18 protein-coding genes are annotated in these 19,447 nt (G+C 71.0%); 4 read left to right on the top strand and 14 right to left on the bottom strand.

The features are described 5' to 3' along the window. Nucleotides 1-540 precede the first annotated feature (540 nt). Nucleotides 541-1,305 (bottom strand): hypothetical protein, encoded by a 765-nt coding sequence (locus VKV26_15415; GenBank protein ID HLZ71290.1) that lies wholly within the window; start codon nt 1,303-1,305, stop codon nt 541-543. Between the two features lie 343 nt (nt 1,306-1,648). On the opposite strand from VKV26_15415, the gene VKV26_15410 reads away from it, so the two are divergent. Further along, nucleotides 1,649-1,906, top strand: a complete 258-nt coding sequence (locus VKV26_15410) for a hypothetical protein (GenBank protein HLZ71289.1) — start codon at nt 1,649-1,651, stop codon at nt 1,904-1,906. A gap of 51 nt (nt 1,907-1,957) precedes the next feature. Further along, on the top strand, nt 1,958-2,275 hold the full coding sequence (locus VKV26_15405; GenBank protein ID HLZ71288.1) for a hypothetical protein: 318 nt from the start codon (nt 1,958-1,960) through the stop codon (nt 2,273-2,275). A 41-nt stretch (nt 2,276-2,316) separates the two neighbouring features. On the opposite strand, the gene VKV26_15400 is transcribed toward VKV26_15405, so the two are convergent. Beyond that, entirely contained in the window at nt 2,317-2,541 is a 225-nt protein-coding gene (locus VKV26_15400) for a hypothetical protein (GenBank protein ID HLZ71287.1), read from the bottom strand. Between the two features lie 57 nt (nt 2,542-2,598). Then, entirely contained in the window at nt 2,599-3,846 is a 1,248-nt protein-coding gene (locus VKV26_15395) for an ABC transporter permease (protein HLZ71286.1), read from the bottom strand. Nucleotides 3,847-4,039: 193 nt separating this feature from the next. On the opposite strand from VKV26_15395, the gene VKV26_15390 reads away from it, so the two are divergent. Further along, the gene (locus VKV26_15390; GenBank protein HLZ71285.1) at nt 4,040-4,774 is read left to right on the top strand and encodes an ABC transporter ATP-binding protein; all 735 of its coding nucleotides are present in this window, start codon (nt 4,040-4,042) and stop codon (nt 4,772-4,774) included. A gap of 181 nt (nt 4,775-4,955) precedes the next feature. On the opposite strand, the gene VKV26_15385 is transcribed toward VKV26_15390, so the two are convergent. The 10 genes from VKV26_15385 to alaS form a co-directional block, all read right to left on the bottom strand. Further along, complete coding sequence (locus VKV26_15385; protein ID HLZ71284.1) at nt 4,956-6,401, bottom strand: hypothetical protein; 1,446 nt, start codon at nt 6,399-6,401, stop codon at nt 4,956-4,958. 28 nt (nt 6,402-6,429) lie between these two features. Further along, nucleotides 6,430-6,732 carry an acylphosphatase gene (locus VKV26_15380; protein HLZ71283.1) on the bottom strand — a complete coding sequence of 101 codons (303 nt, stop codon included), beginning with the start codon at nt 6,730-6,732 and terminating at the stop codon, nt 6,430-6,432. Between the two features lie 91 nt (nt 6,733-6,823). Continuing rightward, nucleotides 6,824-8,008 carry a tRNA guanosine(34) transglycosylase Tgt gene (tgt, locus tag VKV26_15375; GenBank protein HLZ71282.1) on the bottom strand — a complete coding sequence of 395 codons (1,185 nt, stop codon included), beginning with the start codon at nt 8,006-8,008 and terminating at the stop codon, nt 6,824-6,826. Beyond that, complete coding sequence (gene aroB, locus VKV26_15370; protein ID HLZ71281.1) at nt 8,005-9,708, bottom strand: 3-dehydroquinate synthase; 1,704 nt, start codon at nt 9,706-9,708, stop codon at nt 8,005-8,007. Before aroB ends, tgt begins: the two co-directional genes overlap by 4 nt. Nucleotides 9,709-9,744: 36 nt before the next feature. After that, on the bottom strand, nt 9,745-10,464 hold the full coding sequence (locus VKV26_15365) for a hypothetical protein (protein ID HLZ71280.1): 720 nt from the start codon (nt 10,462-10,464) through the stop codon (nt 9,745-9,747). Nucleotides 10,465-10,506: 42 nt separating this feature from the next. After that, the gene (gene aroE / locus VKV26_15360; GenBank protein HLZ71279.1) at nt 10,507-11,388 is read right to left on the bottom strand and encodes a shikimate dehydrogenase; all 882 of its coding nucleotides are present in this window, start codon (nt 11,386-11,388) and stop codon (nt 10,507-10,509) included. Nucleotides 11,389-11,392: 4 nt separating this feature from the next. Further along, on the bottom strand, nt 11,393-12,487 hold the full coding sequence (gene mltG, locus VKV26_15355; GenBank protein HLZ71278.1) for an endolytic transglycosylase MltG: 1,095 nt from the start codon (nt 12,485-12,487) through the stop codon (nt 11,393-11,395). Next, nucleotides 12,484-12,918, bottom strand: a complete 435-nt coding sequence (gene ruvX / locus VKV26_15350) for a Holliday junction resolvase RuvX (GenBank protein HLZ71277.1) — start codon at nt 12,916-12,918, stop codon at nt 12,484-12,486. The genes mltG and ruvX overlap by 4 nt, the downstream gene beginning before the upstream one ends. Before the next feature lie 158 nt (nt 12,919-13,076). Then, nucleotides 13,077-14,834, bottom strand: a complete 1,758-nt coding sequence (locus VKV26_15345) for a hypothetical protein (GenBank protein HLZ71276.1) — start codon at nt 14,832-14,834, stop codon at nt 13,077-13,079. 187 nt (nt 14,835-15,021) lie between these two features. Continuing rightward, entirely contained in the window at nt 15,022-17,661 is a 2,640-nt protein-coding gene (gene alaS / locus VKV26_15340) for an alanine--tRNA ligase (GenBank protein ID HLZ71275.1), read from the bottom strand. 263 nt (nt 17,662-17,924) lie between these two features. Here alaS and VKV26_15335 point away from each other — a divergent pair, with 263 nt between their 5' ends. Next, entirely contained in the window at nt 17,925-19,202 is a 1,278-nt protein-coding gene (locus VKV26_15335) for a hemolysin family protein (GenBank protein ID HLZ71274.1), read from the top strand. Here the strand turns inward: VKV26_15335 and VKV26_15330 are convergent. Then, nucleotides 19,159-19,404, bottom strand: a complete 246-nt coding sequence (locus VKV26_15330) for a hypothetical protein (GenBank protein HLZ71273.1) — start codon at nt 19,402-19,404, stop codon at nt 19,159-19,161. The genes VKV26_15335 and VKV26_15330 overlap by 44 nt on opposite strands. Nucleotides 19,405-19,447: the final 43 nt, after the last annotated feature.

The following is a 19,447-nucleotide window of genomic DNA, read 5'->3' as shown; positions in this document are numbered from 1 at the left end:
CCGATCGCCGCCTGCGTCGGCGCCGCCGCCTCTACATGGCTGGCCCGGTGGCTCGTCACCACCCCGCCCAGCACCACGGCCAGCGCCCCCGCTCCCACCAACGCGAGAATCCGCTTGCGGATACTCAAGGTGCTACTCCTGTCAAAGCTCTTATCGCAGCCTCGCGGGATGCGAGGCTCGTCGACGAGTCGATCGCCTGCCTGAACCCGGCAACATGGGCGCATGCCGCCTGTTGCCCTTCGCGCATGTGCTCTCCTCTCATGGAAAAGCCAACGAGGCTACGCTACCGCATGGGCCGACGCTCGCGCCAACGGCCCGCGGCTACGGCGGTCCATTTCGTACAACGCGAAATCCTGCGATTGGTTAACGGATCGGCGGCAGCGATTCGCCGGCGGATTACTCCGTCGGGTGCAGGCGACCACCCGCTGCTGCCGGGCGAGGATACAAAGAGCGGAGCCGGCGTTCGCACCGGCTCCGCTCCCTGCTCAACCGCGGGTTGCCTTCGGGCAAAATCTCGATGGCGCCGCCGGCCGCGCCCGTCTATGACGAGCGGCGCAGGCGCAGCAGTCCGATGCCGGCGAGGCTCAAGCCCAGGAGGCCGGCGACGACGGCCAGTAGCCCGTCGTGATCCGTCCTCGCGCCGCCGGCGCCGGTCTTTGGCAGGGCGACCCGCGCCGCGGGCTGTGCGGCAGCCGGCTTCTGGCCGGTCACGGCCTGACGGCGTGCCGCGGCGGGCGTCGGCGTCCGCGGCGTTGCGGTCGTGGGACGCGGCGTTGCCGTGCGACTCGTTGGTGGCGGTGGGGGCGGCGGCGGCGGCGCGGTCGTCGGCCGGCTGGGCGGTGGCGGCGGTGTTGGCGCGGAGGTCGCCGCCGGCGCCGGCGTGGGTGTGGCCTGGCTGACGGAAAGGTTGAGCTGGACCGCACCGGGCACGCCCGGCAAGGTGCCGGTGGTGCTCGCCGTCTGGCCGCCGACGGCGAAGCTGACGCTCGCTCCTGGCGTGGTGCAGCCGGCAATCGCCTGCACGTCGACGAAGTACTGGCCGTTCGCGACGGTGCCGAAGCCGCAGGCGACACCCGTCACGGAGGCCACCACCGTCGTGCCATCGGGCGGGTTGCTGTTGCCCACCTTCACCGATCCGAAGAACCGCGCCGAGGGCACGGCCGACGGGCCGCCGACGTTCGCCGCAGGAGTCGGCGTCCCCGACTGTGCCTGTGCGGCGGGCAGCGCGCCGCCGGCCACGCCGCCCAACAAGGCCAGGGCGGCGGCCAGCGCGATCGGGCCCGCGCTCCTTCCCCTCACCTTCATCCCCCTCTCCTTTCTGAATCGGGCTATGCTGGTTCCCTCAGGGTTCGCGTCGTACGACCGTCGAGCGAGCGATGCGCACTGCCGGCCGCGCCGCTACGCGGTGCTGCTGCGATCGCTGGTCGGCGCACCGCCGGCGAACCCCGGCGCGGCGGTCTGTTATCTTATAACATGATGCCCGTGATGCTGTTAAGACGGCGGTCTGAGGGCACAGACATAAGCCGCCGCCAGGCGCCGATCGGCGCCGCGGCTTGTGCGAACGTCTGCTGCGCGGTGTGATTGCTGTGGCACGTCGCGCTGATCGGCGTTGGCGACAGCGCGACGCGGAAGCGAGGGGATCCGAGCGATGATCGAGCAAGATGCCGCCTGGGTGACACTGCCGAGCGCGGCCGCGATCGAGGCGAGCGCTCCGCCCGGCAAGCGCGGCGGCTACGATTTCGGCTTTGTCGCCAACATGGGCAGGCTGCTGCGCGCCCACCCGCGCTTCGGGCAGCCGTTCCTCAGCCTGTTTGCCCAGGTGATGTTCGCCCCCGGCGCGCTCAGCCGTCGCGAGAAGGAGATGGTCGCCGCCGTGGCCGCCGGCGCCCAGGACTGCACCTATTGAACGCAGTCGCACGCGGAGTTTCTGCGTGTTGAAGACGGCGAGCCCGAGCTGGTGCAGGCGATCAAAGAACGGCGCTGGCGCGACCTGCCGGATCTGGCTCCGCGCGATCGGGCGCTGTGTACGGTGGCGGAGAAGCTGAGCGCCACGCCCACGCGCATGACACGCGACGACTGGCAGCCGCTGCGCGACCTCGGCTGCGACGACGAGGCGCTGCTGGAGGTCGCGCACATCGTCGGCATCTTCAACTACTTGACGCGGCTGGCCGACGGTTTCGGCCTGCAGCTCGACGCGCAGACCGCCGAAGCCGGCCGCACCGGTGTGGCGCTGCGCCGGCCGGCGGCGGCGATCGCCCCGCCCGGCTCTCCCTGAATCGGCAGCGCGGCGAGACCGCGCCTCGCCGTGCTGCTAGATCAGCGCGGCGCCGTGAGCGTCAGCAGGGCGAACGCCGTGGCGGCGCTTGGCAGCTCCACCAGCAGGAAGATCGGCCAGGGCGACTCGCCGGTGGCGAAGCGGAAGATACCGGCGAGCACGATCACGAGCACGCCGACGGCGATTGCGCTTGAGCACATCTGGCCGGCGAGCCTGCTGCGTTCTGCTCGGCGCCGCTGACGATGGGGCGGCTGCAGGGTGGGCATGACGATCCGTCCATTCCTTCAACGCAGCCCCGCCCCCAGGGGCGGGGCTGCGTTTGCTTACTCGTAGCGCAGCGCTTCGATCGGGCGCAGGTTCGAGGCGCGCCAGGCGGGGTAGACGCCGAACACCAGGCCGATCGCGACGGAGACGCTGGCCGCCAGCAGCACCGAGCCGGTGGAGACGAACGTTTGCAGCGGCTGGCCGCTGAGCTTGACGCCGTCGATCAGCCGCGAGGCGCCGACGCCGATCACGATGCCGCTCAGCCCGCCGCAAACGCTCACCAGCAGCGATTCGCTGAGGAACTGGGCGAGGATCTGGCCGCGCTGCGCGCCGATCGCCTTGCGGATGCCGATCTCGCGTGTGCGCTCGGTGACGGAGACGATCATGATGTTCATGATGCCGATGCCGCCGACGAGCAACGAGATACCGGCGACGGCGCCGAGCAGGATGGTCAGCACCTGGGTGGTGCCCGCCTGCGCCGCCACCTGATCGCTCTGCGTCTGCACGAGGAAGTCCACCTTGCCGTGCTGCGCGATCAGGATGTCGGTGATCTCCAGCTTCGCCGCGTCGATCGTTTTGCTGCTGGTCGCGTTCACAACGATCTGCGAGACCTGGGCGCTGCCCTGAGGGTTGCGCGGGTTGGAGAACTGCGACTGCAGTGTCGTGATTGGGATCAGCACCTGGTCGTCCACGTTGGCCAGCGGCCCACCGCCCTTGCTTTGCAGCACGCCCGCGACCGTGAGCGCAACCGGCCGCGGCCCGACGCGGATGCTGACCTGCTGGCCGGTGGGATCGGCGGCGCCGAACAGCGCCTGCGCTACGTTGGCGCCGAGCATCACCACCCGCGACTTGGCCTGCACGTCGCTGTCCGCGAACCAGGCGCCCAGCGTCGCCTGAAAGTCGTGCACGTCGGCGTAGGCCGGCGTCACGCCGTTGACTTTGGTGGAGACGTTCTGTCCCTGATAGACGATCTGTGCGTTCTGGCCGAGGTTGAGCTCCGGGGAGACGTCGGCCACATCGGACGCGTTGCCCGCGATCGCGCTGGCGTCGGTTGTGGTAAGCGTCTGGGCGCTGCCGTTCCCCTGCGAGACACCGCCCGTGCTGACGGCGCCGGGGGTGATGGTAATCAGGTTGGCGCCCAGGCTCTTGATGTTCTGCGCAATCGCCGCCTGGGCACCGCTGCCGATCGACATCAGCGCGATCACCGCGCCCACGCCGATCACGATGCCGAGCATGGTGAGCCCCGAGCGCAGCTTGTTCGCCGCGAGCGACGCCAGCGCCGTGCGCAGCGTTTCAACGAGATCCATCACGTCCCCTTCCAACCCATGCGCAACCTGTCTCTGAACTCACGATATTGACCCGAGATGTGACGAACGTTGCGCGTGCATGTGAACGTTCACATGCTGAGCGAACGCTCATGCTGAGAAGCTTCTTCGCCAGCATTCAGCGCCTTCCAATCCAGCGCCGCTACGCTTGTGTCAGGAGACGTGGAGGTGCGGAATGTTGCGTCTGAGCCAGATCGCCAAGCGCTACGTCATGGGCGACGTCGTCGTCGATGCGCTCAGAGGGGTGGATATCGCGATCGAGGATGGGGAGTTCGTGGCGATCATGGGGCCGTCGGGTTCGGGCAAGTCGACGCTGATGAATATCATCGGTTGTCTCGACACGCCGACGTCCGGCTCGTACCAGATCGACGACCTGGAGGTCAGCCAGATGGCGGACGACGAGCTGGCGCGGGTGCGCTTGCACAAGATCGGCTTCGTCTTTCAGTCGTTCAACCTGCTGCCGCGCGTCGAGGCGATCAAGCAGGTCGAGCTGCCGCTGCTCTACGCCGGCGTGCGTGAGCGCCGCGAACCAGCGACGCAGGCACTGGCGCGAGTCGGCCTCGGCGATCGGCTGCAACACCGGCCGAACGAGCTCTCGGGTGGACAGCAGCAGCGCGTGGCGATCGCCCGCGCCATGGTCTCGCGGCCGTCGCTGATCCTGGCGGACGAACCCACCGGGGCACTGGACACGCGCGCGTCGGAAGAGATCATGAATCTGTTCGCGGAGCTGAACGCGGAGCAGCACATCACGGTGGTGCTGGTGACGCACGAGCCGGAGGTCGCGGCCTTCACGCGGCGCACGATCACGGTGCGAGACGGACTGGTCGTGCGCGACGGCGCCAGCGCGCGGCGCGACGGCGTCGAAAAGGTCGATTACCTCGGCGCCCGGGCTCCGGTTGCCGCTGCCTGAGCCGTCGCATGTTCACCCGGCGCGGGCATGCGGCTCGTTGCGCTCACCGGGTACCGTGCAGCCGGTTCGGCGGCTGATGCTGCGCCCGCCGCTGCGGCCGCGGTGGAATGCGGAGCACGTTTCGTGGCGGAGCCGGCAGCGCCACGACCGGCGAGCGGCGGGCGCGCCCTTACGGATGGACTTATGGCGATGGCGGCGCGGCGCCGGGCAGGCCGCGCGGCGGCGGCGGTGGCGTCACCAGTGGCGCCGGTGGGGCGGAACGGGTGGCTGCGGGCTGTGCACGCGTGCTGCTCGTGCTGCCAGAGCCGGTGCTGCCGGTGGCCGAGCGGCTTGTGCTGCCGCTCGTCGTGCCGCTGCTCGTGCCGGTGCGCGTCGAGCTGCTGCCCTGCGTACGATTGCCTGAACCGCCGGCGGGCAGGGACTGGCGGGCGGGCGCCGCCGGCGCAGGGGACCGCGGGGTGTTGGTCTGGGCGCCGCGCTGCGCCGCGGTGCGACGCGTGTTGGCGGCGTAGTCGACGATCGCGGCGGCGGCGGGTACGGCGGCCTCGATGCCGGGCGGCTCCAGCGAGTCCGCCGTGTAGTCGATCTGCACCGTGTCGCCGTCGCGCAGATCCTGCCAACCGATGCCGGCCGGCTGGAGCGCCGGCGCCGCGCTCGCCGCCACGACCTGGTGCTCGCCGCTTGAGCAGTCAATCACCAGCAGCGCCGGCGCGCCGCCCTGCCAGCTCGCCACGCTGCCGGGCGTGATCTGGCCGTAGTCGCAGTTCGCGGCAAGCTTGCGCGAGACGACTGCCGGTGCGCCGCTTTCGAACGAGACGAGCTGCGTCAGCCGGCCGTTGTCGCCGGCGAACTGCAGCTCTAACGGCAGCGCCGGGGGGAGCACGGATTCCGCGATCTCGACGCGCTGGCCGTCGGGCGAGCGCGTCACGCGGCCGTTCGGCCCGGTGCGCCAGTCGAAGAGCGGTGCGGGCGCGTCCTTCGCTTGATCCCAGCCGAGTGCGACGAAACGGGCGCTGCCGTCGGCGTAGGCGGCGGAAAGCAGCAGCTCGGCAGCGCCGTTGGCGGTCGGCTGGGCGGCGAAGAGCTTGAGCTGTGGGTAGCAGCCGGAGGCGCTCGGCTGCGGCGGGGGCAGCAGCGGGCCGAAGGCGCCGTCATCGTTCGCGCTCCAGACACGGCCCCAGCGGCCATCGCGAAGCGCGAAGAGATCGGCGAAGACCGGCTCGCAGCCGGTGGTCACCGTGTAGCGGCTGGCGACCGCGACCTGGCCGGGGCTTGCGCCGTCGAGCGAGAGGTCGAGCCGCCCGGTCGAGGTCGCGCCGGGTCGCAGGAGTCCCGCCGTGGCCGGCATGGTACGCGCAGCCGCCGTGGCAGGCGGCGCCGCCGTAGGCGCCTCGACCGGGGCCGTGAGCGGCGTGACGGCGCCGGTCGAGGCCGGGGGGGCCGTCGCCGGGGCGCTGCGGATCACCAGTTCGCTGCGGTTGCTCGACGGCTGGCCGTAGGCGCGGTAGAGCAGCAGCATGATGATGCTGCCGGCCGCGATCGCAAGGCCGCCGAGCAGCCGGCCACGGAGGCGCGGATCGCGCCAGCCACCGTTACCTGAGCCGTGGCGGGTCCAGCTCCTGGCCATCGCGTCGTCGCAGCTCCTTCGGTTGCGATCAGTATCGGATCTCGAAGCCCGAAACTTGCCTGCCGCCTTCGGACCAGGCCGTTTCCAACTCCGTGACGTAGGCCAGCCGCGGTCCTTCGCGCAGCCGTTCGACCAGCCGCTCCAGCGCCACGCGTTCGCCGCTCGCCTCCACTTCGACCGAGCGCATGTCGTCGCGGTTGCGCACCCAGCCGCTGATGCCGAGCCGTTGTGCCGTGCGCTGCACGAAGTCGCGGTAGCCGACGCCCTGCACGCGGCCATGCACGATCGCGTGCAACGTCTGCTCGCGGCGTTCACCGCGTTCGGCCGTCACCGGCGAAGGATCCACATAACGCTGGGCGCCATACTACCCGAACGGAATTTCTGCTGTCACGCCGTACAGGGATAGGAACAACAGGGAACGATCAACGTCGACTCGATCGATCTGGCGCGGAGTTCGCCGCGCGCGCCGCGGACCAGCGGCGGCGCTGCTCCTGGCGCACCGATTCATCAACCACGCGGTAACGGGCGAGGAAGTCTTCGGCGTAGGCCGCGAAGCCGCCGCCAAGGACTGCGGTGCGCATGCGCTGCATGTGGCGAATCAAGAAGCGCAGGTTGTGGATCGTGGCCAGCCGGTAGCCGAGCAGTTCCTCGCAACGGAAGAGGTGGTGCAAGTACGCCGCGGTGAAGGTGCGGCAGGTCGAGCAGTCGCAGTCCGCATCGAGCGGCGTGTCCTGGGCAGCGAAGCGGGCGGCGCGGATGTTCACCCGGCCCTCCGGCGTGAACAGGGCGCCGTTGCGCGCCAGGCGCGTGGGCAGCACGCAGTCGAACATGTCCACGCCGCGGCGCACCCCCTCGACCAGGTCTTCGGGCGAGCCGACGCCCATCAGGTACCGCGGCCGATCGGCGGGCAGGCAGGCAACGCTCGCCTCCAGCAGCGGCCAGGTGAGCGCCTTCGACTCGCCGACGCTGAGCCCGCCGATCGCGCAGCCGGGAAAGTCCAGCGCGGCGATCGCCGCCGCCGACCGGCGGCGCAGATCGGGGAACATGCCGCCCTGGCAGATGCCGAACAGCGCCGAGTCGGTCGTGTGCGTCGCGCGGCAGCGCTCGGCCCAGCGGTGGGTGCGCTCCGTGGCGGCCTCGGCGTGGGCGCGGTCGGCATCTGCCGGCGGGCACTCGTCCAGCGCCATGATGATGTCGGCGCCGATCCGCTCCTCGGCCTGCACCACGCTCTCCGGCGTGAGCCGGTGCTCGGAGCCGTCGAGGTGCGAACGGAACGTGGCGCCCGCGTCGTCGAGCGATCTGAGGCCGCCGAGGCTGAAGACCTGGAAGCCGCCGCTGTCGGTGAGGATCGGCCCGTCCCAGGCCATGAAGCGATGCAGGCCGCCCGCCGCGGCGATGCGCTCCGCGCCGGGGCGCAGGTAGAGGTGATAGGAGTTACCGAGAATGATCGTGGCGCCGATCTCGCGCAGATCGGCGGGCGTCAGCGTCTTCACCGTCGCCTGCGTGCCCACGGGCATGAAGACGGGCGTGGGCACCTCGCCGTGCGGCGTCGTCAGCGTGCCGGCGCGCGGGCCGTCGCCGCCGGCCTCCAGCCGGAAGGCGATCACGGGGCCAGCAGCTCCGCCACGATATCGCGCACCAGCTCGGGCGGCACGTCGTCGCGGATCACGGTGCGGCCGACGCCCGTGAGCAGCACCCAGCGCTGCTTCTTCGCCGCGACCTTCTTGTCCAGCGTCATCGCCTGCAAGACGGCGGCGGGATCGACTCCCGGCCAGCGCAGCGGCAGGCCGTACCGCTCCAGCACGCGCCGCTGCGTCTCCGCGACTTCGGGCGAGAGCAGCCCCTGCCGCACGGCGATCGCCGCCGCGCCCTGCATGCCGACGGCCACGGCCTCGCCGTGCAGCACGGCGCTGTAGCCGGTGGCCGCCTCGAGGCCGTGGCCGATCGTGTGCCCGTAGTTGAGCGTGATGCGCTGGCCGTCCTCGCGCTCGTCGCCGGAGACGACCTTCGCCTTGATCTGGGCACTGCGGCGCAGGATGCTCGCGGTCACTTCCGGCTCGAGCGCCAGCGCCTGTGCCACGTCGCGCTCCATCGCGTGCAGCAGGCCCGGGTCGAGGATCAGGCCGTGCTTGATCACCTCCGCCCAGCCGGCGGTCAGGTCGCGCGGCGGCAGGGTGCGCAGCAGGTTCGTGTCGGCCAGCACCAGCCGCGGCTGGTAGAAGGCGCCGATCAGGTTCTTGCCGCGGGCGTGGTCCACGCCGACCTTGCCGCCGATCGCGGCGTCCACCATGCCGAGCAGGCTGGTGGGCACGTGGACCAGCGGCACGCCGCGCAGATAGCTCGCGGCCACAAAGCCGCCGAGGTCGGTCGCCACGCCGCCGCCCAGCGCCACGATCGGGTCGCCGCGCTCTGCCCGCCGCTCGATCAGGCGATCGTAGACGCGTGCGACGGTGCCGAGCTGCTTCTGCTCTTCGCCCGTCGGGATCGAGACGAGCTCGGCCTCGAAGCCAGCGCCGCGCAGCGCCCCCAGCGCCGGCTCGCCGTAGAGCGCCGCCACGCGCTCGTCGCCGACGACGGTGGCGCGGCCCTTCAGCCCCGCGGCGCGCATGCGCTCGCCGAGGCGGCCCAGTTCGCCGGGGCCGGTGTAGATGGGATACGCGGCCGTAGGGGTGGTCACGCGCGCGGCGAAGTTGGGGTCGTGTTCGCTCTGCTCGTCATCCTGCCAGGCGCGCTCGCGGCCGGCACGGGCGGCAAGCTGCTCGCCGAAGCGCTGATGCACGTGCAGCAGTTCGTCCGCCACCTGGTCGGGGAAGAGGGCGTCGGTCTGGATCGTCCAGTCGGCCAGCTCGTAGACGGGCGCCCGCTGCTCGGCCAGCTCGCGCAGCCGCGCCAGCGCCTCACCGCCGGCCAGCAGCGGGCGCGACTCGGTGGTGCGGCCGCCGCCGCCGCTCACACGGCCGGCGAGCGTCTCCGGCCGTGCCTTGAGGTAGATCACCAGCGCGCCCTGCCAGAGCCGGCGGCGGTTGACCGGGTCCAGCGGCGCGCCGCCGCCGGTGGAGATCACGATCTGCTCGCTGCTCTCCAGCCGCGCGATCGCCGTGCGCTCACGGGCGCGGAACTCCGCCTCGCCGCTCTCCTTGAAGATCTGCGGGATCTGGCGGCCGTCGTCGGCCACGATCATGTCGTCGGTGTCGATCGTGGACCAGGGGCGGCCGAGCCGCTTCGCCAGCAGCCGGGCGACTGCCGTCTTGCCCGAGCCCATTAGGCCGACGAGCACGATGCGCTGCGGCGCGTGGCGATTGACCATGAACGCGCCTCCGGGCGGCGGACCGGCGAGGGCCGCTCAGTCGGTGGTCGTATGGTCCGGCGTCAACGGACCGTGGCCGTTGCGCGACGGCGGCAGCGACATGCCCGGCGGCGGCTCGCCACCCTCGCCGCCGGCGCCTTCATCTTCACTGTCGCTCAGCGGCGGGCCGGGGTCTACCGCCAGCGCCGCGCCGTTGGCGCCGACCAGAGAGCGGCCCTCGAAGCGGCCGACGATCTCTGCCGGTGTCAACTCTTCCCAGGGGATGCGATCGGCCACGGCGCGATCGGCGGTGACGCTGAGGATGCACTGCTGGTCGGGCGTACCGTCTTCCGCGCGAAAGGTGGTGTAGACATCGATGCGCACCAGCGCGAGGCGCACGTTCGGCACGTCGTACAGCATGCGCTCGATCAGCGCGGCGGCGACCTTCATCCCCTCTTCAAGCGGCGGGCTGACCTGCTGCGGCCGGCCCGCGATCACGCGGTACTCGGCTTCGGTCGTGGCCATCAGCGTGATCACCTCGCGCCCGACGCTGATCACCTCGGCGGTCTGGATGCCGTGCCACAGCAGCGGGTTCATGCCTTTCGGCATGCGCTGGTTGCGCCAGCGGCCGATCTCCTCTTCCACCAGCGTCTTGATCGCCCAGCGGTCGCCGCTGTTCACCAGGCCGCGCCAGTGCCGCTGACGAAACATCTCCTGCACGATGGCGAAGCCGAAGAACAGGCTAATCAAGGTGACGATCAGAATGCCCCAGCCCACGGTTCCCGCGCTTTCTCAGATGGCCGCCGCTCCGCGGCCAGGTCAGGCTATACCAGACTTCGCAGCCGGTCCGGCCATCGCCCGCTCGGCGGCGGCGAGCATCACGTCTGCCGGCGCCGCGGTCCCGGTCCAGAGGGTGAAGGCGGCGGCGCCCTGGTAGACCAGCATCGGCAGCCCGCCCAGGGTTCGCGCCCCCTTCGCGCGCGCCGCCGCGAGCAGCGGCGTCTCAAGCGGATTGGCGACGATGTCGCAGACGAACAGCCGCGCGTGCAGCGCTTCCGCCGCCACGGGCGAGACGTCCGCGCCGTCCGATCCGGCCATGCCCAGCGTCGTACAGTGTAGCAAAAGGTTGGCGCCGCGCAGCGCCGCCGCGTTCGTCGCTTCCGCCCAGGGCAACGTGACCAGGTCCGGCGCCGCGTCGGAGCGCAGCTCGCGCACCAGCCGCTCGGCGCGTTCGGCATGTCGGTTGGCCACGGCGACGGTGGCCGCGCCCTCCTGCGCCAGCGCCAGGATCAGAGCCCGCGCCGCGCCGCCCGCACCGAGCACGATCACGCGCTTGCCGCCCGCGTCGAAGCCGCCGGCCTCGCGCAGGGCGCGGCGGAAGCCGGCCACGTCGGTGTTGAAACCGAGCAGCCGATCGCCCTCGCGCCGGATCGTGTTCACGGCGCCGGCGCGGCGGGCAAGGTGATCGACCTCGTCCAGCAGCGCGAGCACGGCCTCCTTGTGCGGCACGGTCACGTTGGCGCCGAGGTAGGGCTCGTGGCGCAGCAGAGCGATGCGGGCCGGCAGGTCCGCCGCCGGTGTCTGCCAGCGCTCGTAGCGGGCGGCGATGCCGAGCGCGTCGAGCGCGGCCTGCTGGAAGACGGGCGAGATCGAGTGGCCGACCGGGTCGCCGATCAGTCCGATCAGGGCGGGCTGCGGCATACGCCTACTGCCTCTGGTACTTCTGCACGTTGGCGTTGTGCTCGGCCAGTGTCGTCGCGAAGGCGTGGCTGCCGTCGCCCTTGGCCACGAAATAGAGAAACGTCGTTTGCGCGGGGTGGGCGACGGCGGCGATCGCGTCGCGTCCGGGGTTGCAGATCGGCCCGGCGGGCAGGCCGGCGTTGACGTAGGTGTTGTACGGCGACTGCACCTTCAAGTCGTCCTGGGTCAGCTCCTGCTTCCACCAGCCGAAGGAAGAAACGCTGTTCGCATCCTGGGTGAGCGCATACTGCACCGTCGGGTCGGCCTGCAGCGGCATGCCCGCCTTCAGCCGGTTGAGATAGACCGAGGCGATGATCGCCCGCTCGGACGGCACCTGCGCTTCGCGCTCCACGATCGAGGCGAGGGTGAGCGCCTGGTAGTCCGTCAGCCCTTCGGCCTTGATCGCGGCGCGCAGCTCGGGGTCGAAGCGGTCGCCGAGGGCGTTGAGCATCTCCTTGATGACGTCGGCGGGCGTTGCCTTGATCGGGAAGTAGTAGGTGTCGGGGAAGACGTAGCCTTCGAGGCCGATGCCCTGCGGCCGGTCGGCGAGCAGGTCGCCGAGGGCGGGCAGATCGGCGGGCGCCTGGCCGGCGTGGATCGCGTCGAGCAGCGGCTGCGCCTGGATCACACCCTTCTTCTGCAGCAGGTCGGCCACCTGCTCGATGCGCAGCCCCTCGGGGATCGTGACCAGGATCTGCGGCTGATAGAAGCCGGCCTTGATGCGATCGAGCACGGCCTGCGTGTCGGTGTCGGGCTGGAAGGTGTAGCTGCCGGCGGCGAGGTCGCTCTGGATGCCGTCGATCTCGGCGAGCATGCGGAACCAGGTGGCGCTGCGCACCACACCCGCCTTCTGCAACTTGTCGCCGATCGTGCGGGCGTTCTCACCCTTGTCGATCTTGATCGTGATCGTCTGGCCGCTGCCGGCGGCTGGGGTGCCGACGGCGACCGGCTGCGGGCTTGCCAGTGCCCAGCCGCCGACGTTTGCGATCGCTCGCCAGCCGACCAGCACGAACACGCCCGCCACGACAAAGCCGGCCACGACGATCAGGAACGCCTTCAAGCGCCGCCTCCTCGCCGCGCGTCGAGGTACGACTGCAAGATCACGGCCGCGGCCAGGTCGTCGACGTGCCTGCGGCCACGACGGACGGAGGCCGCCCGCGCCTCCGCCAGGCGGCTCTCGGCGATGAAGCTGCTCATGCGTTCGTCCCAGTACGCCAGCGGCAGACCGCTGGCCGCGGCAATGCGCCGCCCGAGGCCGCGCGCCCGCTTAGCCTGCCGCCCTTCCGTGCCGTCGATGTTGAGCGGCAGGCCGACAATGATCGTTTCCGCTGCTTCGGCGTGCGCGCGTGCGGCGATCTCCTCGGCCACACGGTCGAGGGCGCGGCCGCGCCGTTCAATAATAGCGAGCGGCACGGCTATGAGCCCGCCCTCGTCGCCGACGGCCAGCCCGATGCGCTCCTCACCCGCGTCCACGCCGAGCAGCCGGGGCATCGGCCCTCACCCCTCCCTCTCCCAATCCTGGGAGCGGGTGATCCGGCGTCGGGCGCTCCGGAGCCGGAACGGTTAATTCGAGACCCTCTCGCCCAGTCCTCAAGGATCGCCCTTCCCCCAGGATTGGGGGAAGGGGCCGGGGGATGAGGGCCGAAAGCTCACCGCGGCGCTGGCGTGGCCGCGGGGGTGGGCGCCGCGGTCGGCGATGGCGTGGGCGACGGCGTCGGCGTGCCGACCTTGACATCGATGCGGCCCGTGAAGCGCGGCAGCCAGGGCGCCCAGCCGGGCTGCACGCCGATCTTCGCCGGGGCGCTCTGGTCCACGCGCTCGACCACCGCCTGCTGTGCGTCATGGCGGCTCTTGCCGGCGAGCGCCTTGCGCAGCGCGGGCACACTGAAGGCGCGGGTGGCGCCCTCGCTGAGCTTCACCTGTACGGCGATGCGGTTGTTCGCCTTGTCGAACTGGCCCGCGCTCAGCACCGCGACCTGGAAGGTGTCGGGCACGAACTGCAGGTTCTTGTCCACGTTCGGCGCCACCGACTGCTCCAGCACCGAGCGCAGCAGGCTCTTGTCGGCGCTCAGCATGGAGATCTGCCCCGACGCTGTGATCTCCAGCAGATCCGTCGCCTCTCCGGCCTTGGCGCTGGCCTTCGACTCGAAGGCGCTGAGCGTGGCGCTGTCCTGGAAGAGCGCCTGGTCCTTGTTGCGGTCTTCCAGCGACTTACGGCCTTCACGCAGCAGCACCTGCTGGGCGAAGGCCGTGCCACGCTTGATGTCGTCGTCGCTGGCAGCCGCAACCTGCTTGTCGGAGCCGTCCGGCGCCTTGACCGTCGCCTGGCCGCTCACGGGAAAGTCGATCGTGCGGGTGATCGAGGCGCGTTGCAGATGGGCGAGGACTTCGCCGCCCGGCTTGTAGAGCGCGGGCGCGTCGGTCGCCAGCGTGAGTGAGAGTGTATTGGCGAAGGGCTGAAGCTGCGGGTAGACCTGCACCGTTGCCTGCGGCAGATAGAGCAGCACCGCCGCCGCCAGCAGCGCCACCGCGCCGGCGAACGCCGCCAGCCGCACGATCAGGCCGACGCCCGGCAGCGGCACGATCACGCCGCCGACGCGCACGCCGCCGCGGCCGTAGCGCTCGAAGTCCACCTTCTTGACGTTGCCGACCGTCGCCAGTCCAACCTCGCGCGCCCGCCCGCGCAGCGCCCCGGAGTGGGTGACGATCATCACGTCCTTGCCGGTCGTGTCGACGTGGCGGCGCAGGCGACGCATGCCGAGGGCGCGGGCCAGCTCCTCGTTGCCGCGCGGCGCGACCAGGGCGACGCGCGGCGAATCGGCCGCATCGAGCTTGCCGAAGATCGCCGTCAGCGAGTCCTCACGGCGGATCACGGCCGCGGCAAAGTCGCGGCCCCAGGGCAGCGGCCGCATCGCGCGGCGGCTGGGCCGTGCCGCGGCCGGCGCGGCGGCGGGTTCGGCCACTTGCAGGGCGCGCGACGGCGCCGGACGCGGCGGCTTCTGACCGGTGAACGGCGCAAGGATGCGGGCGATCAGCCCCGGCTTCGCCGGCGCCTCTACGCCTTGCTCAGCGCGCGGCAGGAGACGAGCCGGCCGGCGCACCGGCGCCGGCAGCGGCGGCTCCACGAATTCCGGCTGCTCTGCCTCCGGCGCGGCTGCGGCGGGCGGCGCGTCAAGCGAGAGCCGCGTTGTCTCGGCAACCGACTGGCTGCCCTCGGCATCGGCATGGGGCAGGACGCCGTTGCCCGCCGCGACGGCGGCCGGCGGCGGATCCGGCTGGGGCGCTTCAGCTCCGATGGTGTCGTCGGACTCACGTTCGTCAGGCGGCGGCGCGACGGAACGCGCAGACGCCCGGCGGCGAGACAGGCGCGGCGCGGGCGCGGCGTCGGGTGCAGCATCGCCGGCCAACACGGACCTCAGTGTGGAGGCCTCATCTTGATCGGGCGGATCCGGCGGATCGGGCGGCGGCGCGTCAACCAGCGCCGCGCCGTTGGCGCCGGCGACCGTGCGAATGTCCGGCTTCGGCGGCTCCGGTTGCGGCGGGCGCGGGCGCGAGCCGAGTGGCGAAGGGGCGTGGCTCTGCGAAGCGGTATCCTCAGCCAGAGAGGCGCTCCTTTATGAACTGCCGCGCCGCGGCCAGCGCCTGGTCGAGTGCGGCCGGGTTCGTGCCCCCGCCCTGGGCGAGTTGTGGCCGGCCGCCGCCGCGTACACCCGCGGTCGCCAGCCCCTGGTTCAAGATCTCGCGTGCATCCAGCGGCGGCGCCAGCTCCGGCGAGACCATCACCACGCACTGCACGCGCCCGTCGCCTGCCGAGCCCAGCACGATCGCGGCGCGGTGCAGCTTCTGGCGGATACCGTCGCCGATCTCGCGCATACCGTCTATACCGATTCCGTCAACTCGCGCCGCCACGACGCCCACATCGCCCACGCGCTCGGCGGCGCCCGCCAGCTCGTCGGCCGTCTGGCGGCCGCTCTGCCGCTGCGTTTCGGCCTGCTGCTTGCGGGCGCGGTCGAGATCGGCCATCAGCGACTCGAGGCGCGCCTCGATCCCCTCCGGCTGCGTGCCCAGCGTCTGCGCGATCCGCTCCAGCCGGTGGATCTGGTGCTCCACGTAGCGCTCGGCGTGGCTGCCGGTAAGCGCCTCGACACGGCGTATGCCGGCGCCGATGCTGGCGTCGCCCACCAGCAGCAACATGCCGATCTCGCCCGTCTCGTGCACGTGCGTGCCGCCGCACAGCTCGGCGCTGAAGCGGTGTGAGCCGTCGTTCATCTCCACGACGCGGACTTCGTCCCCATACTTGTCGCCGAAAAAGGCGAGCACGCCCTCGCCCAGCGCAGCCTCGCGGTTCATCACCCTGGTAGTTATCGGAATGTCCTGGCGGATCTTTTCGTTCACCAGCCGCTCGACGGCGAGGCGCTGCTCGGCCGTCGGCGCCTCGGGCTGCTGGTAGTCGAAGCGCAGCCGCTCCGGCGCCACCAGCGAGCCCATCTGGCGCACGTGGCTGCCCAGGACAGCACGCAGCGAGGCGTGCAGCAGGTGCGTGCCGGAATGGTTCAGCGTCGTGTTTTGCCGGCGCGCGGTGTCGACAATGGCCTCGGCGCGCTGTTCCAGCGCGATCGTGCCGTCGACCACCACGCCGCTGTGCAGGATCAGCCCCTCGTCGCGGCGGGTGTCCTCGACGCGCACGGTGCCGGACTCGGTGCGAATCTCGCCCGCGTCGCCCACCTGCCCGCCGCCCTCCGGGTAGAACGGCGTCTCGTGCAGCACGACCTGGACCTGCCGGCCGGCGTGCGCCCGCTCCAGCAGCTCGGAACCGGCGAGGATGCCCTCGATCGACGTCTCCGTGCGCAGCGTCTCGTAGCCGACGAAGCGGCCGCCGCGGCCGGCGCCGGCGAGCCGCACGCGTGCCTCGCTCACGACCTCGTCGCGGAACTTGCCCTCCGCCTGGCTGCGCTGCCGCTCGACCTCCAGCTCGTGCTCAAACCCTTCGCGGTCGATGCGCAGGCCGTGGCGGGCGGCGATCTCCTCCGTCAGCTCCAGGGGAATGCCGTACGTCCCGTAGAGGCGGAAGACCTCCTCGCCGGGCAGCGCGTCGCCCTTGCCGCTCAGGTCCGCGATCAGCGCCTCCAGCCGCTCGGTGCCGGCTTCGAGCGTGGCGCCGAAGCGACGCTCTTCTGCCAGCAGCGCGGCGCGGATGTTCTCCTGCTGCTGCCGCGCGATCGGGTAGACGTCGCCCAGCCGGTCGATCACCGCGTCGGCGATCGTGCCGAGAAACGGCCCTTCGTGGCCGAGCAGGCGGCCGCTGTACATCATGCGGCGAATCAGGCGGCGCACCACGTAGCCCTGCTTCTCGTTGGCGGGCAGCACGCCGTCGGCGATCAGGAAGGTCACGGCGCGGGTGTGGTCGGCGATGATGCGCATCAACCGCGTCGTGTCGTCGTCGCGGCCGTACTCGGCGCCGGTGACGCCGCCGATCGTGCTGAGGATCGGCTGGAAGACGTCGGTGTCGTAGGAAGATGGCACGGCGGCGAGCACGCGGGTGATCCGCTCCAGCCCGGCGCCGGTGTCGACGTTCTTCTTCGGCAGCGGCGTACGCTTGCCCGGCGCTTCTTGATAGAAGGCCATGAAGACGAGGTTCCAGATCTCGAGAAAGCGCGGGCAGTCGTGCTTGGGCTCGCAGTCGGGGCCGCAGCCCAGCTCCTCGCCGAAGTCGTAAAAGATCTCGGAGCAGGGGCCGCAGGGGCCGATATCGCCGGAGAGCCAGTAGTTGCCGTCGGCTTCGCTGTAGCGCAGCACGCGCTCCGGCCGCTGGCCCTGCTTCACCCAGAGGTCGAAGGCCTCGTCGTCGTCGGTGTAGACGGTGTTCCAGAGCCGCTCTTTGGGCAGGCCGAAGCCGCGCGTCACCAGCTCCCAGGCCCAGGGAATCGCATCCGACTTGAAGTAGTCGCCGATGCTGAAGTTGCCCAGCATCTCGAAGAAGGTGTTGTGGCTGATGTCGCCCACGGAGTCGATGTCCGTGGTGCGGAAGCAGCGCTGCGCGGTGGTCAGGCGCGGCGCCGGCGGCACGGCGCGGCCCATGAAGTACGGCTTGAACGGCACCATGCCGGCGCTGGTGAAGAGCAGCGTGGGGTCGTCGATCGGCACGAGGCCCGCCGACGCGACCCTGCGGTGCCCGCGATCTTCAAAGAAGCGCAGAAACTGGGCACGAACGTCGTCGCTGAGTCCGCTGGACACGGAAAGGCCTCGATGTATGCGGTTTCGCCCGGATTTACCATCACGAGCGAGCCGTCCGGATAGGTGGTAGCTGCAAGGTTTTCAGAGTATAGCATGTGCCGGTTGGCTTCCCGCGTGTCGGCGCGGCGAGGCGGTCACTATGTAAGCAATGCGGCTCCGATGTATCTTGACCGGCCACCTTCCGAGCCGGTAGAATGGAACCGTCAATTTTGGCGGCCGGATGCTGCTACTTCCGGCGCCGTTCGTAAGGTGATCCGTCCGCTTTGGACGCAGACAGTTGGTTGGGCGCGTGCCTGGTAGCCGGCGCCGCCCTCGCGCTCTTCCTCACGGCCGCGGCCCAGGCGGCCGGCCTCATCGCCCTGCGCAGCCGCACACGCCCGCCTGCCCCGCGCCAGCCGCGGCCGGAAGGCACCAGCCAGTTCGTGCTCGAGCGTGAACGGCTGACCGCCGCGCTGATCGTCGCGCGCACGGTTTGGCTCGTGATCGGCGTAGCGGCGGCGGTAGCGCTGGTGGTGCGGCGCACGGGCGTCTCGGCCGAGCCTGTTGTGGCCACGGGTGTGCTGGCGATCGCCGCCGCCTGCCTGATCGAGGGCGTGCCGCGCGTGCTGATCACCCGCAACCCCGAGCGCTGGCTGCCCGTGCTCAGTCCGCTGGTCAATGCCCTGCGCCTGCTGTTCTATCTGCCCGGTATGCTGGCCGATCTGCCCGGCCGCGCCCTGCTGAAGCTGCCGCCCTTGCGCCCGGCGCCGCAGCCGCAGGAGGGCGACGAGGAGCTGCTGCGCCTGGTGGAGCGCGAGGAGAGCGAAGGCGGCATCGAGGCCGAAGAGCGCGAGATGATCCGCGCCGTGATCGAGCTGGAGGACACGACGGCGCGCGAGATCATGGTGCCGCGCATCGACATCATCGGCGTGGGCGTGAGCGCCACGATCGCCGCCGTGGCCGCGCTGGTGGCCGAGAAGGGGCTGAGCCGCATTCCGCTGTACGACGGCACGATCGACAACATCATCGGCGTGATCTACGCCAAAGACCTGCTGGCGCACCTCTCGCGCGGGGGCGGCGAGGTGCCCCTGCGCACGCTGGCGCGCGAGGCGGTGTTCGTGCCCGAATCGAAGCCGGTGGACGAGCTGCTGAAGGAGCTGCGGGCGCGCAAGATCCACATCGCCATCGTGGTGGACGAGTACGGCGGCACGGCGGGGCTGCTGACGATCGAAGACCTGGTGGAGGAGATCATCGGCGAGATCGAGGACGAGTACGACCACGGCGAGCCGAGCTGGGTGCGCGCCGGCGACGACGACGCGGTGGTGGACGCGAGCGCCAACGTCTACGTGCTGAAAGAGCTGTTCGACGTGGAGGTCGCGGAGGGCGACTTCGACACCGTGGGCGGCCTGATCATCAACCGGCTGGGCAAGATCCCGGCGCCGAACGACACGGTGGACGTGGACGGCCTGCGCCTGCGCGTGCTCTCCGTCACCGGCCGGCGCATCCGCAAAGTGCGCGTCACCCGCCTGCAGCCCACGCCGGTGTCGCCCCGGGCGAGCTGACGGCGCGCAGGTAGGTGAGCCCGGTGGGGTCCGCCTGCTCGCCGGCGGCGAACTGGCGCTCGTCGGTGAGGCTGCCGATGGTGCTCAGCACCGCGCCGACGACGTCGTACTGCCGGCTCAGCACGTTCGTGCCCGTGCTGATGACTTCCGCGATCGCGGAGCCGAGGCCGTCCGTGAGGTAGTCGTTGGGCCGCCCGCCCACCGTGGCCGCGGTCGGGCGGTTCTCGGCGTCCCTCCGGCATTGA

The sequence above is a fragment of the Dehalococcoidia bacterium genome, assembly GCA_035310145.1.
Taxonomy (GTDB): Bacteria; Chloroflexota; Dehalococcoidia; order CAUJGQ01; family CAUJGQ01; genus CALFMN01.
This window is presented reverse-complemented; position numbering and strand designations above follow the sequence as displayed.

What these genes read in the sequence shown, in the direction of transcription:
- VKV26_15415 (HLZ71290.1), bottom strand. Translation starts at nt 1,305, where the DNA reads ATGAAGGTGAGGGGAAGGAGCGCGGGCCCGATCGCGCTGGCCGCCGCC.
- VKV26_15410 (HLZ71289.1), top strand. Translation starts at nt 1,649, where the DNA reads ATGATCGAGCAAGATGCCGCCTGGGTGACACTGCCGAGCGCGGCCGCG.
- VKV26_15400 (HLZ71287.1), bottom strand. Translation starts at nt 2,541, where the DNA reads ATGCCCACCCTGCAGCCGCCCCATCGTCAGCGGCGCCGAGCAGAACGC.
- VKV26_15395 (HLZ71286.1), bottom strand. Translation starts at nt 3,846, where the DNA reads ATGGATCTCGTTGAAACGCTGCGCACGGCGCTGGCGTCGCTCGCGGCG.
- VKV26_15390 (HLZ71285.1), top strand. Translation starts at nt 4,040, where the DNA reads ATGTTGCGTCTGAGCCAGATCGCCAAGCGCTACGTCATGGGCGACGTC.
- VKV26_15385 (HLZ71284.1), bottom strand. Translation starts at nt 6,401, where the DNA reads ATGGCCAGGAGCTGGACCCGCCACGGCTCAGGTAACGGTGGCTGGCGC.
- aroB (HLZ71281.1), bottom strand. Translation starts at nt 9,708, where the DNA reads ATGGTCAATCGCCACGCGCCGCAGCGCATCGTGCTCGTCGGCCTAATG.
- aroE (HLZ71279.1), bottom strand. Translation starts at nt 11,388, where the DNA reads ATGCCGCAGCCCGCCCTGATCGGACTGATCGGCGACCCGGTCGGCCAC.
- ruvX (HLZ71277.1), bottom strand. Translation starts at nt 12,918, where the DNA reads ATGCCCCGGCTGCTCGGCGTGGACGCGGGTGAGGAGCGCATCGGGCTG.